Source organism: Dyadobacter sp. HNCC25DJ185 (genome assembly GCF_056895195.1).
Window position 1 is genome coordinate 64,902 of sequence record NZ_JBXHAR010000012.1, and the last position, 15,387, is coordinate 80,288.

Genomic DNA, 15,387 nt, shown 5'->3' on the forward strand with positions numbered 1-15,387 from the left:
TAGTGTGTTAAAATCAATTCAAGGCCGCCAGGCTTTTCACCCAAAGCAAAGTAATGGGAAGCAATGTCGGCGTTACCCTTTACTAATTCTACTCCTCACAATCACGACAACCAAAGCCACAAAAGTGATCAGATACACAATCCCCAAACCGACCTTTTTGAATGTAAATGTTTCAAAATCAAATTCCTTGTACAATGCTACGCCAATAATAATTGCTATGATGCCCAGGATCATTGGGAAACCTTTCTGTTCGTTGCTCATATTTACCTTGTTCTTTAAGCTCTTCAAAAATTCAACGCTTCTAAATAAACGCAAAAAAAGCAACTAGCCAAAAAGCCAGTTGCCCTTTCTAACTCGACCGAACATAAATCTATTTGCCCGGAAGGGGGTATTTTTTAACGGTTTCAGCCATGCGGTAAGTTTTTCGCCCGATAACATTTTCGTGCTGTGAAACCTGAGTCACAGGTTCCGATTTGGCTTTGGTTGCCACTTTGTTGGAAGTCTTGGCTGTGATTGCTGACATTATATCTGCGCGTTACGTTTAAATTTAAAAATTTCTCTGCGAAACCATTATAAACATCCCGGGGACCATTGACGCAATTACCCGGTTCAGCGCATTTTTGTTTCGGTGCGCTGCACCTTGCATCTGATTCGAGATCAATGTGCTACAAATCTTACGGCGCTCTGCGCCTTATCCATGACTGATTACAATAGCACAATGCAAGGTGCAGCGCACCGCAAGATTTGTAGAAAAAGACACAAATTAGGAAATCCCAAAGGTGCAGAGCACCGCAAGATTTGTAGAAAAAGACACAAATAAGAAATCCCAAAGGTGCAGAGCACCGCAAGATTTGTAGAAAAAGACACAAATAAGAAATCCCAAAGGTGCAGAGCACCGCAAGATTTGTAGAAAAAGACACAAATTAAGAAATCCCAAAGGTGCAGAGCACCGCAAGATTTGTAGAAAAAGACACAAATTAAGAAATCCCAAAGGTGCAGAGCACCGCAAGATTTGTAGAAAAAGACACAAATAAGAAAATCCCAAAGGTGCAGAGCACCGCAAGATTTGTAGAAAAAGACACAAATTAAGAAACCCCAAAGGTGCAGAGCACCGCAAGATTTGTAGAAAAAGACACAAATTAGGAAATCCCAAAGGTGCAGAGCACCGCAAGATTTGTAGAAAAAGACACAAATAAGAAAATCCCAAAGGTGCAGAGCACCGCAAGATTTGTAGAAAAAGACACAAATTAGGAAATCCCAAAGGTGCAGAGCACCGCAAGATTTGTAGAAAAAGACACAAATAAGAAAATCCCAAAGGTGCAGAGCACCGCAAGAAAAAAAGGCAACCAGCCCAAAAGCCAGTTGCCCTTCCCTACCTAAATCACTCCTTCTTCATCTCCCCAACTTCCTGGAAGAAAAACACCAGTTGTTTGAAAGATACGAACCTGTTGTGGCCTCTCGGATCAGTACCGGACTCCTGCGCAAACAGCGTGAAGCCCGTGTACATGTCCCAGAGATCATTGACCCAGGTGGCAGCGTCGCTTGAAGAAAGCAACTCTTGGACTTTGCGCCCGTAGGCGCGGTGGAGTCGGTCCGCTGATGCGGAGTCGTCCGACTCATCGTTTTGGTTGGTTTTCATTGTACCTAGTTGTTAAAAGGATTGATAATAATTCGCCCTGCTTTAGGTGTCCTTACGCCAACTAAGTTAAGCGTCCGGGGGATTTTCACCGCACCCGCACCATAACAGGGCATTTCTTGGAAAAGCTATCATAATCTTAGTTGTTAAAAGGAATGCGAATATTTGCAGGATTTTCTTGGGAAGCAAATTTGACTGGGGGGATATTTGCATCGAGGCGCTATTGAAGGTGTAGCAATAGAAACCTGGTATAATAAGCTCTCGGCAAATAACAAGTAGCTATGAAGCGGCCCTTGCAGATAGTAACTAACCAAACGTTTTTGAACAATACTTAAATCTACATACAGCCTTGTAGCTAAGGATCAAAGTGCTCTGATCAAGTGAATTCCGATTTGGGCATACAGAAATGGAGCTCTAGGCAATTCTGAGAACACATTATTTTGCCCTAATGTAATCTATAAGAGACTGAGGAGTCTCTGCGTAAATGCTGAGCGTAGTCAGTGCTGTGGCAGTTTCAAACCTCAAACTGCATTTATGGCGACCGCTAAATAACGTTGGCTTCTTTTTGCAGATCTCAGATTTCAATCTATCTAAAAAACTTATTATGAAGCTTAGTTCAAACTTCCCTCGGAAAACAAGATCATGATCTCCAATTTCAAACATAGATCTTTGCTGCTCGAATTGTTCAGCTACAATCTTGGGTGCTTCTTCAAAAATCTCTTCTATTTTAGTAATATCATTTAGATCAGAAAAATCCTTTATCCCATCTAAGTTAGGACTCACTATAGATGAGAAGTATGCTCCAACAACGTCATCAATACTCAAATAAGTTTTAAGTCCCATATCCTCTCTAGCTCTCGCCTGACAGGCAAGCCATGCATTAATTGTGAGGGTGCGACTATGGAACAAACCTTTTAGTGATAAAAACAAATCCAAAACTCTTTGAAAATCATCATTATCATCATATAATGTAAACTCTCTGTTCAAAATTTTTTCCAGCGCGGCTCTTGTAGAATACAAGTTTTCTATCGAATAGGCCGGTAGGCAGTACAAGTTTTCTATTGGTAAAGGTGTAATATAATCTCTGTCTATAAAAAAAGCTGTCGATATACCTTTGTACTCTTGCCTCCCATCCACTAACCGTTTGAGTTTTATAACTCCGTCTTTCCCACCACATTCAATTAACTCATACTCCTTTTGAATAATATTACTAATTCGAATTTCATAATATTTGAAATCATCCTTTCCTTCAAAAAAGCAAAATAATGCATCCGGCGCTTTTTTTAATTTTAATACGAACTCAACAAATGCAACGTGTTCTGAAACTCGCTCTCGTCTAAGCTTTTCCGCTAAGTCTACTTTCATAAGCTATTTAATATACGTGTTCATACCTACCGCAAACCGGTCAAGATTATTTGTAAAAATAAACGGCGAATGAGTTACCGAAAGCAAAAAGCTACATTTCTCCGAGCTCATGATATCCGGAAGCAATTGCTTCTGCCATTCAATTGACAGTGAAAGCTCGGGCTCATCAAATAAAACCACATAGTTTTTTGAAAGCTCTAAGTAAATCTTTGAAAATAAGGAAACTATCTGTTTTTCTCCCGATGATAACTTGTTTAGGTAAACAATGCTGTCCGTTCCTTTTCTATATATATCTATGGTCACAGTACTATCATTATATCTAAACTCCTTGTCTTCTAGATAATTATTACAAACATCTCTGAATTTTTTTATCGCATCGTCCACATGTTTATGCTGATTGTATATTTCTATTAGTTTTAGCAAAAAGTAGGTTAGTTCTTTTTTCTCAAGCAGACTTTTTGGCTTTTCCAGTAAGCTCAAAATATCTTTCCGATCTGACTCAGATATATTATCTCCAACACGATGTAAAACGATTTTTGCAGTAGAAATATCCAGCGACTCTATTTGTTCCCTATCAATTTCGGGAAACCCTTTTAACAATTGTGAAAGAATTTCTCCCGTCACTTTGGAAAACCCATCCACCGTAGAACTATTTATAAGATCTTTAACAGTCTCAATCCTTAGCTCGACATCCTCCATTCCAAAATGAATTAATGTATCATCGCTAACTTGGAATTCTTCTTCAAACTCATCTATAAATTCTGCATCAAATTCAGATCTAACTAGTTTCTTCTTAAATCTTCCCAGATTCTTTAGGTCTTCCTCAACTCGTCTGTATGTGGGGAAATATAGTATATCATTTGAAAAACTCTTCAATATTTCACTGAACTGAAGAAATTTTTTTATGACTGGCTCATGAGCCAAAAATCGCAAATCCCTAGCCATAATATTTGTCGGCGCCCATCTTGTAATTTTATTTTTTACAATGAAACGAACAAGATCTTGCTCCAAATCACGTTCCGATTCAAATTGCTTCTCAAAAATACTTGTGAGTTCATCGAAATTTATTTCATTTAATAAATGACTTGGAATATGTCGCCGATCCTTCCTGTCGCGAAGCCTTAGATATGACTCTAGTTCGCGCTTAGTGAATTGTATTTTGTTTCCATTGAAAAAAGTAAGCTCTAGTCTTTCAAATTCAACTGAATAGAGTTTTTGATATTTTTCCGCCAAAACATAGTATAAACTATTTAGGATAGTAGTTTTACCAAGACCATTTTCACCAATTAAGATCTTAATGTTATGATCAAAAGGTATATTTACATTGCGAAAACCAAAAAGCTTGTTTATTTTAAATCGCCTAATCATAGTTATTGCGTTATGGATTAATCATTGATATAGATTGCAGTTTGGCTAATGTAGTACCCGCTAAAGATATATGTTTTCGGCTAACATCCTCACTGTCAACAGTATTAATAAGTAATATATGGCTTAGTCACATAATAACATCTGTCAACTTCAAAAGATATAAAGAAAAGACTCGATAATTGAACTTTACTCGTAATTGGAGCCTAAGGATGAAGAAAAGTGGTTCACCTCCCCCTTCGTTCCGCGACAGTAGTTTGACAGAAGTGGTGGTAATAGATACCAACTGTTTAATGTGATTCTCCCCACTACTCCCTTTTTTAAAAGTAAGGCTGCTGGGCGTTATCGAAAAATTATCTCTTACCATTAATCTTCAAACCTCCCGGGCATTTAACAAGTACACATCCAAACTTTTACCCCAAATTTGATTTTCGCAAACCCCACCCCCCCATGCCCATCACCACCCTGGACGATTTCTACAAAGAAGCCTCTGAATTCTCAAAGCGCGAGTTAAGCGACCTGCTCCCCAACGGAATCACAAAAGAAATCGGACATTTCAATGTCTTCGATGTGGCGGAGGCTTTTAAGATGATCAGGGAAAAGCCGCATATGACTTACAACCGGCGGGCTTATTATAAGATTAATCTTGTGGCGGGGCGGAACAGGGCGGAGTATGCGGATAAAACGATTGAGATTGAGCAACATGCGCTGATTTTTGCGACGCCCAAAGTGCCTTATAACTGGGTGCCGCTGGGGCCGGTTCAGGGTGGGTATTTTTGTTTGTTTACGGCCGATTTCCTGGCGCAGTCCAAAAGCGGGGTGGTGCTGGACGAGCTGCCGATCTTCAAGCCGGGCGGGTATCCGTGTTTTCATATTTCACAGGCGGAAAAGGAGGAAATTGAGCTGATTTTCAGGAAAATGCTGAAAGAGCTGAATTCCAATTATGCTTATAAATACGATCTGCTGCGCAATTATCTGATGGAGCTGATCCATTTGGGGCAAAAATTGCAGCCGGCGACGGACCTGTACAATACGCACAATGCATCGGCGCGGGTATCGTCCCTTTTTGCCGAGTTGCTGGAACGCCAGTTTCCGATCGAATCCCCCCTGCAAAGCCTCCAGTTGCGCACGGCGAAGGATTATGCCGATCAGCTTTCGATCCACGTGAATTATCTGAACCGGGTTTTGAAAGAGCAAACTGGTCAGACCACCAAGAACCACATCAGCCGCCGGCTCACCCAGGAAGCGAAAATCCTGCTCAAACAAACGGACTGGAACATCTCCGAAATCGCATTCAGTCTCGGTTTCGAGGAAGTGGCGCATTTTTCCAACTTTTTCAAAAAACAGACCTCCTACTCTCCCCTGGGTTTTCGCAGCTAGGTTTCATTTTTGCAAACATCGTATTGATTTTCGCAAGCGCCCAACTGCGCAGGTTGCTGAACTTTGTTCTGCCAAAATTTCAAACAAGAAAATGGAACTTAGTAACAATACAATCCTGGTTACCGGCGGCACGAGCGGCTTTGGGTTCGAGTTCGCCTCGAAGCTGATTGCGCTCGGAAACGCGGTGATCATTACAGGAAGAAACGCCCAAAAGCTGCTGGAAACCAAACAAAAACTTCCCGCCGTGCATACCATTCAAAGCGATGTGAGCAAACCGGAGGATATCATTCACCTGTACGAGCAGGTAACGAAGCAATTCCCTAACCTCAATATGCTGATCAACAATGCCGGGGAAATGCGCAAGCTGATCCTCCACGACGCGCACACGCTGGACGATATCACCCGCGAGGTGGAAATCAACTTAATGGGTCCAATCCGGATGATCCAGCAATTTCTGCCGCATTTGAAAAAGCAAAAGTCGGCGGCGATCATGAATGTGACGTCGGGCATTGCGCTGATGCCTTTTCCGATATCGCCGGTTTACGGGGCGAGTAAGTCGGGGCTGCGATCGTATACGAAATCCTTGCGGGTGCAGTTGAAAAACACGAATGTAAGGGTTTTCGAATTGGTATCGCCTGGCTCTTCAACGCCTTTGAATGATAAGTTTAAAGACAGTAAGGGTTTCAACGAGAGTATGTTGATGGCACCGGAGCAGATTATTGACAGTGCCATCAAGGGGATTCAAAATGATAGTTATGAGATTTATCCCGGGCTGGCGAAGGTCATGCGGGTGATGAGCAGGCTTGCGCCGGGGTTCATGCTGGCGCAGGCGGGGAAGATGGGGGCTGAGGAAATGGTGGGCAGGTAACCATGGCAATGATCGTTTCGGTGCGCTGCACCTGGTGCTCATTTAAAAATCTGTATGCTACAAGTCTTTCGGCGCTCTGCGCCTTGCGGATGAAGGCGCAGAGCGCCGAAAGACTTGTAGTCAGTCCGAAAATAAGCTGATCATTCAAGGTGCAGCGCACCGTGACAATCTGCAAATGTCATTGAAATAGTGCTTTTTGCTTCTGCCAATTACGCACTCGGGATTCCATAACGTGACAAACCATTCTTAAATTTAACTTACAAAAACCCATGAAAATCATCAGCGGCATACTCATACTGATCACCGCCTTCCTAAGCCTCAAACACGGTTGGGAAGGCCTGCACCTGGATTCGCATCCGGAACAAATTAAAATGGCGACCGACCTGGGTGTTGGCAAAACCGGCGTGACAATTGTCAGCATGCTCAGCCTTGCCGTCGGCGTGGCGATCTTGTTTCCTCAGACGTTTTTTATTGCGAACCTGGTGAATGCGATTACGATCGTGTTGATTATGGCTTTTTCTTTAAAAGCCGGGAATTACAAAATGGCTTTGATGGAAATCCCGTTTTTGCTGATCCCGCTGGTGCTGATCTTTCTCGGGCATCCTTTTAAAAAGTAGGTTCAGCCCCGGATCATCCGAAAAGAGATTTTGTATACAACTAACCCGCTTTTGTATTAAGTCTGCCCTCGGTATTCAGCTGACATTTGCACTGTAACATTTAAACAACAGCGCAATGAAAAAGACAATTTTAATAACCGGAGCAAGCAGTGGCATAGGAAAAGACACGGCAAAATTATTTCACGATAAGGGTTGGAATGTCATCGCAACCATGCGGAATCCGCAGAACGAAACGGAGCTGACACAGTTACCGGATGTGCTGGTTACCAAGTTGGATGTACTGGACCTGCCATCCATCCAGGATGCCGTAGAAGAAGGCATTCAAAAGTTTGGGAAAATCGATGTCCTGCTCAATAACGCGGGCTATGGGGCATACGGACCTCTGGAATCATTTCCCAGAGAAAAAATCGTACGCCAGTTCAACACCAACGTGATCGGGCTGCTTGATGTGACCAAAGCATTGCTGCCGCATTTCAGAAAAAATAAAAGCGGTATCATCATCAACGTTTCCTCCATCGGCGGAAAAGTGACTTTCCCGCTGGGCGCTCTGTACCACGGGACAAAGTTTGCCGTCGAAGGCATTTCAGAAGCGCTTCATTATGAGGTAGAGCAATTTGGAGGCCGGGTAAAAATAGTAGAACCGGGTGCCATTGAAACGGATTTCGCAGGACGTTCTTTTGATTTCAATAATGATGAATCACTCACCGAATATCAGGATACTGTCGCAAAATTATTTGCCGTAATGCCTGCCATGACTGCTAATGCGGCACCGGCCAGCCTGGTTGCAGAAGTCATTTATGAAGCAGCCACCGACGGCACAGATCAATTGAGATACACAGCCGGGGAGGATGCCAAAGTTTTAATAGCAAACCGCAAGCAGCTCGACGACGCCACTTTCATTGGGGGAATTAAGTCACAGTTTGGATTGTAACAAGTATCTTGAATCCGCAAGTAAAATCCAGCAAAAAATCATGAAACCTATCCTGCACCTTCAGAGTATCTCGGACATGAATGTCTTCATAAATGATAAAGTCAGACATCCGCTGGTTGCCGTAGTCGATTTTAGCAAAGTGGACGAGCATATCGAAGAAGGTGCCAGGATCAGTTGTGATTTTTACATCGTCATGTTCAAAAACTATTGCGCAAACCATTTACGGTACGGCAGGCAAAATTTCGACTTTCAAGACGGAAGCCTGATGTGCATGGGCCCCAAGCAGGTGGTGATTATGGACAAAGAAATCGAAAAAAGAGCAGACAGGATGGGCTGGGGGTTATTTTTTCATCCGGAGCTGATTCGCGGGACTTCATTGGGTAGTAAAATAAAAGAGTATTCCTTTTTTTCTTACGAAATCAAAGAAGCCCTGCATTTGTCGGACAAGGAAAAACAAACGCTTTATGAACTTGTACAGAGAATAGATATGGAATTACGGGAAAATATAGACCGGCATAGTCAGACGCTCATCACATCCAGTATTGAGCTGCTGCTGAACTATTGTACCCGCTACTACGACCGGCAATTCATTACCAGGAAAACGATAAACCAGGACCTTGTTTCAAAAATTGAAGCCATTTTGACCGGCTATTTTCAATTGCCCGACCTCAGCAACCGGGGATTGCCTACGGTTAAATATCTGGCCGACCAGGTTCATTTATCCGCCAACTATCTGAGCGACCTGTTAAAGAGAGAGGTAGGAATGAATGCGCAGGACCGAATTCACTACTACCTCATTGAAGAAGCCAAAAATCTATTATTGCGTTCGAATAAGACAGTCGGGGAATTGGCTTTTGAAATGGGTTTTGAATATCCCCAATATTTCTCACGGCTGTTCAAATCAAAGACGGGAATGACACCGCTGCAATACAGGAATATGAATTAAGTTATCAGGCGTTCTCCCTTGCGTCAAAATCCACCATCCATTCAATACCGTACTTATCCCTGAACATTCCAAAATACGAACCCCATGGACTGTCGCCAATAGGAAATTCAACCTCTCCTCCTGCCGAAAGTCCGGTAAATAATCTATCGGCTTCCTCGCGACTTTCTGCACTAATGGATATCTTAGACCGGTTTTCATTTTCATTAACACGTCCCATAAACTCAGGAACATCATTCCCCATCAATACATTTGGGCCAATCGGGAAAGCGATGTGCATAATTTTATTTGCCTCACTTTCAGCTACTTCAAACCCGGGGCTTGCCATATCTTTGAAGCGCGCAATCGTTTTGAATTCTCCTCCAAATACCGATTTGTAAAAATTGAATGCTTCTTCAGCATTTCCGTTGAAGTTAATTTGCGGGTTGATAAGTGCCATAATTCCTTGCTGTTTTGTTGTTTGTTGTTTTTTATTCTTTATTGTTTTAATCTTCTGGTCGTTCTAACCCAAACCGCATCGCCGCTTCGAGCACATCCAAATTGATGTCTTTCAACGCTTTGAACTTAATGCAATACCCGGTCACGCTCGCCTTGCCAATTTTTTCTCCATAGGTTTGAGGCAAGTATTTTTTATCCTCAACACCCATGATATAAACCGAGATACCGCTGGTATTGGCACTCATACCAACCCGGTAAAATTCCTTTTCGGCACCATTTGCGTATTTGATCGTGTAAGATCCGTATCCGATGTTGGGATTGGAAACCGTTTTATTTTCGCTGTCCTTACCATCCAGGAACCATAATTTGCATTCAGGCGCCACCTGAAGCGCAAGCCGGTGCAACGCTTGCATGTCAGTACGTTTGGGTTCGGGCTGGCTGGCCATGTAGCCGTTGATTTGTTCGTGTATGTTCATATCAATATATAAATATAATGAGGGGCTGTTACGGTTCAAATTGCTTTCATAGTGCCAAACAGCATTGCGCCAGCCCCCGCCTTTGGCTATACGCTGTTATTTGCTATTTACTTTTTCAATTGCGGGGATCAGGTATTTCAGAAGCAGTTCGAAGGGGAGCTTACCTCTCCAGTTTCCGTAATTGCTGCCAGTGAACACGGCTGTCAGGTTGTAGTCCGGAAGCCACATCATATATTGTCCGCCATTACCCGAAGCAAACAAGACTTCCGTGTTAATGTCTTGATATGCCAAACGCTCTTTATACCAAAAGAAGCCATAACGTGCACTTTCATATTTAGCATTCGGGATTCTGGAATACCGGGCAAACGAAAAATCAATGATGATGTGGCAATTCGTGGATGTCTCTATCCAGTCGGCACTCACAATCCTCTTGCCATTCCAATCACCCTTCTGCTTAACCAGATCAATGATTTTCAGCATATCGGCAGGCTTCATGTAAAATGAACCTGCGGTCATACCCTGGCCTTTCGGCGAAACGGTCCATTTGTAATCGTTGATTCCCAAAGGTTGAAAAAGGTTTCTTTTGGCAAATTCCATCACGCTCATGCCGCTCGCGCGTGCAATGATTTCCCCCACCAGCATGGGTTCGTTGGAATTATAAGACCAGTTTAGCCCCGGCTCCCTGACCAAGTCAACTCCCAGACAAAAGGAAATCCAATCCCGATTTTTAACCATCTCTTCTTCGCATTCGGGGCCCATCCCATAAAATTCTTCACAGTTTAATCCCGACCGCATTTCCAATAAATTCCGAACGCTGATGTTGCGTTTTCCCTCGTCCTGCAATTCAGGAAAAAAGCGCCCCAGTCGGTCATCCAATGCAATCAGTTTTTTGTCGATTGCAATTCCCGCCAGCAGGCTTGTGATGGATTTGAAAGACGAACGGGTGTCGTGCAGACTGTCCTTGTTGAAACCATTAAAATATTCTTCAATGATCATCTTACGGTCATGTTCGACGACAATAGCATCAATTTTAGGGTAAGTTTTATCAGCGACTTTTCCTTTCAGTTGCTCAATAAGTGATTTGTCTGTTTGCTGCGCCTGGCAGGTTGTGAACAGCAACGTCCACATCGTAAAAAGTATGGCTTTCATAAAATGGCAGTTCACACGCCACCGACAGATTCTCAATATAAAAATGGCGAATGACGTATCTTTTTCTGTGGCTGAAGCGCTGTTTAGCCGTAATATACTCAACGTGAGCTGTATCGGGCTATATTTCATTCGCCTGCGAAATGTACCCGCGATGGTGCGCATGTGTTGGCGAAGGCAGCGAAGTTGAGAGCAGATGGGCCTACCTGTCCGTTTTTTAGTGATGAAAATGACGCGGTAAGTGGATGAGTCCTTGGTAACAGTACATTTTCAAAACTCAATAAAAATGCCTGTCCGGCTTTCGGACAGGCATTTATTTACACGTTCACTAAACTATCTTTCCGCGATATTTCCAACGGAGTAGTGGAGCTGCGCCACGGCTTTCTGGTAACCCGTCACGAGCTCTGCCATTTTTATTTTCATGTCGATAAGTTTGGTCTCGCGGCTATTGATCAGAAATAGCGTGCTTTCTCCCAACTCGAATTTCATCAACTCGCCATTCAGCAGGATTTGCTGGTTTTCGATGCTCTTGTTCTGGATCGTCAGCTGTGATTCGTACGCTACGAGCTGATTGAAAGCATTTAGTATGTTCGTGTTGATCTCTCGGCCGGTTTGCTGGACATCGTATTTCAAAGCAAGCTGCTTCACTTTGATTTCCTGCAACTTTCCGCGCTGTGCCCTGAGGAGCAGCGGAAACGAAAAGTCGACACCCAGCTTATAATTGTTCCATCGCAGATCATAATATTCGGGGACATAGGAGCCAAAATCCGTCCTGCTCGTGATGAGCGACGCGCTGAGATTGAGCTTGGGTTTCAGCATCTCCCTGCGGTAATTTCTTTCCAATTGCAATTGCAAGCCTTTGTTTTGCAACATCAAAAGCTCTGGATGCGCATTGGCGGCGTTACTGATCAATGTTTCTAGCTGGTTTCTGTAAAATGCAGAAGCGGTTGGTTCGGTATCCTGAGGGACAGAATAATCCGGCAACTCCAGCGGCTCCTCACGCTCATTCCAAAGGTGATTGGACATGACAAGGCGCGCATTGTTCAGCTCTACTTTGATCTTTTCAAGCTGCAGGCTGCGTTCCTGAAAAGTGATCGCAGCCTCGACGGAATCGATGGCCGGCTTATCGCCGATCAATGTTTGATTTTTTACAAATAAAAACCGCTTGTAAGCCAGATCGGCCCCGTTGCGGATTAATGCAAACTGCCGGTAAGCATAAAACCAATCCCAGTAATTTTTCACAGCCTCATACCAGACAGCATTGATCTGCTTGATCTTCTCGGCATCTGCATAATTTACCATCACCTTAGCCTGCCGCAACGTATTCCTCCTGGCATCGATCAGAAAACCTTGCCCAATGGGGATATTCAGTCCGAGCCCTGCAAGTCCCGGCACGCCGGTGCGGGTTTCGGGATTGGTATAGGTACCTACGAAGCGGTCGTAACCTATCTTCAAATCTGCACCTGCCAGCCATAACGGCACTTTTAGCTCGTTTGACCAATTGTTATAGTACTCCGCATTTCCGAATATTTTTCTTCCAAACTGGCTTTTGAGCGCTGGGTCGAAATCGCCCCACGCCTGCTGTACTTTTGCCCTGGCCTCGTCATGGAGCAAGCCTGCCTGCTTTACAACCGGATGGTTTGCAAGAACGATCTGTTCCAGGTCATTCAAGGTAAATACCCGCGTGGTATGAGTGGCCGTATCGGTCTGCGCAAAGCCTGTTACCATGTGGGTAACCAGCAAAAACAGCAAAAGGAGCACGGTTTTACTTTTCATTAAATACTTCATTCCAATATGATTACTGAATTATTTCGCCCCCACCTGAACCGCAGGTTCGGCTTTCAGGCTTGGCGGAAATCCGTTGAGCTGCCGCCATATCTCATACCACAAAGGGACCGAACGCAGAATGACACGGCCATAAACGCCCGAACCCTGCCGCAACTGCTTAGGCCAGGGCTGGTCTTTTTCAGGGACCGGCATCGTAGGCTTTACCAAAAGGCGATATTTCCCGCTTTCGCTGCTCACCAGATCGATCACCGATACACTTCCCGCAAACGTACCCACTGCAACGGAGGGCCAGCCGGAAAACTGGACCGACGGCCAGCCTTCAAACTGTAACCGCACATCGCTGTTATTTAAAATCAAAGGGACATCCATGGCATCGACATAGATCTCGGCAGCGACCATCGGCGACTCCGGCTGAAGTGTAGCAATCGATTCTCCTTCCTTGATATTCTCCCCAATCCCCGCTTTCAGCGTTTTGACCACAAAGCCACTTTGAGGCGCCCTTACCACATACAGTCCGCGGCGTATATTGGTATTGGAAATTTCATTGCGCAGCTTGGCAATTTCCCCCTGCGCACCGACCCTGCTGGAAAGTGCCGAGCTGAGATCCGATTGGGCTTTGGCCAGCGACTGCTCATATTCTGCCCGGATATTGTCCAGCTCAATGCTGGCATTCCGCAACGACTGGATGGAATTGCCCAGCTTGTTCTGCTGGCTGATCACCTTAGCATTGTCTTCCTGCAATTTCAATCTTCGGGATTCAATGTCTGTCAGCGAGAAAAGCCCTTTCTCGTAACCAGCTTCGTAACGCGCCAGCCGTGATTTGGCGATGTCGTAGAACCGCTGCACGGCAACAAGGTCGGCGCTGTCGATGCGTACATTGTTTTCTGCCTGAAGGACTTTGTTCCTGGCTGCATTGAGCTTAACCGCCAATCCTTTGCCCATTGCGTTTATCTGGGTGTTGGTAGCGGCCATTTTCTGGGCCGCCGCACTTTCGCTTCCTTCTTTTGCAGAAAGCTGCTCTTGAAGCCGCACAGGCAACTCCGGATCAAAATACGACTGGCTCGTTTCGGATATGATCAGGATCGTATCGCCTTTTTTCACTTGCTGTCCTTCCCGCACAGCCCAATGTTCAATGCGTCCGCCAATTTGATTTTGAACGGTTTGCGGCCTGTCCTCCGGCCGCAATGCCGTTACGTTCCCCCGGCCTGGGATCGTCTGCCGCCAGGGCATAAACAGGATAATGATAAAGAGCAGCAAGAGCGCCAGCATGATCTTGCCCAGTAGCTTGGGACCTCTTGTGGTTAAAACTTCATACCGGGAAAGCGGCCCCATTTCTTCCCATTTCCTTTTTTCTGATGATTTACTAGCCATTGGTCACCTCACTTTCTTCCAATTCCAGGTCTGTCACAACCGCGAGTTTCTCACTGCCCGTCACCATATCAAATATGGTATTCAGGCTGGTCATGAATTTTTCGACTGCATAACTGATTTGTACGATAATTACCTCAGCAGCAACAAACTGGCCGAGTGTCATCTGCCGCTCGATCACATAATACGAACCCATGAGCAGAAGCCCGCCCATTAAAATCGTCCTTAAAGCGACAGAGCTTGCAAAGAATTTTCTCAGTATCTTAAAATGGGCGTTCCTGGCCTTAAGGTATTTGGCGGTGATCTTGTCGGTTTCCAGAATCACCTTGGTAAGCTGTGCCGGCTGGTTGCGGTAAGCATCCAGGTCGGCCGCTACTGCTTCCAGGTAAGCAACTACTTCATATTTATATTCCGATTCGTCAATGCTGGTCATGACACCCCTTTTGTAAAACAAAGCCAGCATTAAGAGGATGATCAGCACGGTGAAGATTCCAAAAATAACAAATATGGGATGGTAAAAAGAAAGCAGGATGGCTGCGAAAAAGATCTGGACCGTAGAGGCAACCACGTCTACCAGCAATTTGGTAAGCCCTTTCTGGATGGTGATCACATCAAAAAACCGGTTCACGAGTTCAGGCGGATTTTCGCCGCTCAACTCTTGCTTTTTGATCCGCGGAAAACGGTAGGCAAATTCCAGGGTCGCTTTGGCAAAAATCTTTTGCTCGATTACCTCCACCAGCGTCAGCTGGCCAATCAGCAACAACCCTCCCACTACAACCCCAAGCAGCACAACGCCAATTAATATGTACGTTGAGCTGTATAAAGCGCCATTGGACAAAAAATTAAAAACCGCCGTCGTTCCCAGCGGAAGGGTCAGCCCGATGAGCCCGATCAGGATTGCGTAAATGAATATATAGTTGATGGTAGTCCTCTCTACATAAAGCATCCCCATTAATCTCTCCCATGGGGTGGGAACTTCGACATGATGCCCTTTCTTCATTCTTTAAATATTTGTAAATCAAAATGATACCCTCTTTCAGTAGCGATCCGGCGAAGCGGATAGCCC

General features: G+C 44.6%; 16 protein-coding genes. 5 read left to right on the forward strand and 11 right to left on the reverse strand.

Annotated features, from left to right (window positions below):
• Positions 1-72: 72 nt before the first annotated feature.
• From AC1XUF_RS28015 to AC1XUF_RS28035, 5 genes are all read right to left on the reverse strand, one after another.
• Positions 73-261: a hypothetical protein gene (locus AC1XUF_RS28015; protein WP_483345178.1), complete on the reverse strand. Its 189-nt coding sequence runs from the start codon at positions 259-261 to the stop codon at positions 73-75.
• Positions 262-370: 109 nt separating this feature from the next.
• Positions 371-523 carry a hypothetical protein gene (locus AC1XUF_RS28020; protein WP_483345179.1) on the reverse strand — a complete coding sequence of 51 codons (153 nt, stop codon included), beginning with the start codon at positions 521-523 and terminating at the stop codon, positions 371-373.
• Between the two features lie 858 nt (positions 524-1,381).
• On the reverse strand, positions 1,382-1,639 hold the full coding sequence (locus tag AC1XUF_RS28025) for a hypothetical protein (RefSeq protein ID WP_483345180.1): 258 nt from the start codon (positions 1,637-1,639) through the stop codon (positions 1,382-1,384).
• A gap of 432 nt (positions 1,640-2,071) precedes the next feature.
• Entirely contained in the window at positions 2,072-3,001 is a 930-nt protein-coding gene (locus tag AC1XUF_RS28030; protein WP_483345181.1) for a DUF4435 domain-containing protein, read from the reverse strand.
• A 3-nt stretch (positions 3,002-3,004) separates the two neighbouring features.
• Positions 3,005-4,369, reverse strand: a complete 1,365-nt coding sequence (locus tag AC1XUF_RS28035; protein WP_483345182.1) for an AAA family ATPase — start codon at positions 4,367-4,369, stop codon at positions 3,005-3,007.
• A 447-nt stretch (positions 4,370-4,816) separates the two neighbouring features.
• On the opposite strand from AC1XUF_RS28035, the gene AC1XUF_RS28040 reads away from it, so the two are divergent.
• The 5 genes from AC1XUF_RS28040 to AC1XUF_RS28060 all read left to right on the forward strand — a co-directional run bounded on the left by AC1XUF_RS28040 (position 4,817) and on the right by AC1XUF_RS28060 (position 9,108).
• Complete coding sequence (locus AC1XUF_RS28040; protein ID WP_483345183.1) at positions 4,817-5,746, forward strand: helix-turn-helix domain-containing protein; 930 nt, start codon at positions 4,817-4,819, stop codon at positions 5,744-5,746.
• 91 nt (positions 5,747-5,837) lie between these two features.
• Positions 5,838-6,614, forward strand: coding sequence for an SDR family oxidoreductase (locus AC1XUF_RS28045; RefSeq protein ID WP_483345184.1), 777 nt, complete (start codon positions 5,838-5,840; stop codon positions 6,612-6,614).
• Between the two features lie 269 nt (positions 6,615-6,883).
• Positions 6,884-7,231, forward strand: a complete 348-nt coding sequence (locus AC1XUF_RS28050; protein ID WP_483345185.1) for a hypothetical protein — start codon at positions 6,884-6,886, stop codon at positions 7,229-7,231.
• Positions 7,232-7,346: 115 nt separating this feature from the next.
• Complete coding sequence (locus AC1XUF_RS28055; protein WP_483345186.1) at positions 7,347-8,162, forward strand: SDR family oxidoreductase; 816 nt, start codon at positions 7,347-7,349, stop codon at positions 8,160-8,162.
• A gap of 40 nt (positions 8,163-8,202) precedes the next feature.
• Entirely contained in the window at positions 8,203-9,108 is a 906-nt protein-coding gene (locus AC1XUF_RS28060; RefSeq protein WP_483345187.1) for a helix-turn-helix domain-containing protein, read from the forward strand.
• Positions 9,109-9,112: 4 nt separating this feature from the next.
• On the opposite strand, the gene AC1XUF_RS28065 is transcribed toward AC1XUF_RS28060, so the two are convergent.
• The 6 genes from AC1XUF_RS28065 to AC1XUF_RS28090 all read right to left on the reverse strand — a co-directional run bounded on the left by AC1XUF_RS28065 (position 9,113) and on the right by AC1XUF_RS28090 (position 15,321).
• Positions 9,113-9,544: a VOC family protein gene (locus AC1XUF_RS28065; protein ID WP_483345188.1), complete on the reverse strand. Its 432-nt coding sequence runs from the start codon at positions 9,542-9,544 to the stop codon at positions 9,113-9,115.
• A 46-nt stretch (positions 9,545-9,590) separates the two neighbouring features.
• Complete coding sequence (locus tag AC1XUF_RS28070) at positions 9,591-10,019, reverse strand: DUF1801 domain-containing protein (RefSeq protein ID WP_483345189.1); 429 nt, start codon at positions 10,017-10,019, stop codon at positions 9,591-9,593.
• Between the two features lie 96 nt (positions 10,020-10,115).
• On the reverse strand, positions 10,116-11,168 hold the full coding sequence (locus AC1XUF_RS28075) for a serine hydrolase domain-containing protein (protein ID WP_483345190.1): 1,053 nt from the start codon (positions 11,166-11,168) through the stop codon (positions 10,116-10,118).
• A gap of 330 nt (positions 11,169-11,498) precedes the next feature.
• Positions 11,499-12,941, reverse strand: coding sequence for a TolC family protein (locus AC1XUF_RS28080; RefSeq protein WP_483345191.1), 1,443 nt, complete (start codon positions 12,939-12,941; stop codon positions 11,499-11,501).
• A gap of 30 nt (positions 12,942-12,971) precedes the next feature.
• Complete coding sequence (locus AC1XUF_RS28085) at positions 12,972-14,324, reverse strand: HlyD family secretion protein (protein ID WP_483345192.1); 1,353 nt, start codon at positions 14,322-14,324, stop codon at positions 12,972-12,974.
• The gene (locus AC1XUF_RS28090; protein WP_483345193.1) at positions 14,317-15,321 is read right to left on the reverse strand and encodes an ABC transporter transmembrane domain-containing protein; all 1,005 of its coding nucleotides are present in this window, start codon (positions 15,319-15,321) and stop codon (positions 14,317-14,319) included. Before AC1XUF_RS28090 ends, AC1XUF_RS28085 begins: the two co-directional genes overlap by 8 nt.
• Positions 15,322-15,387: the final 66 nt, after the last annotated feature.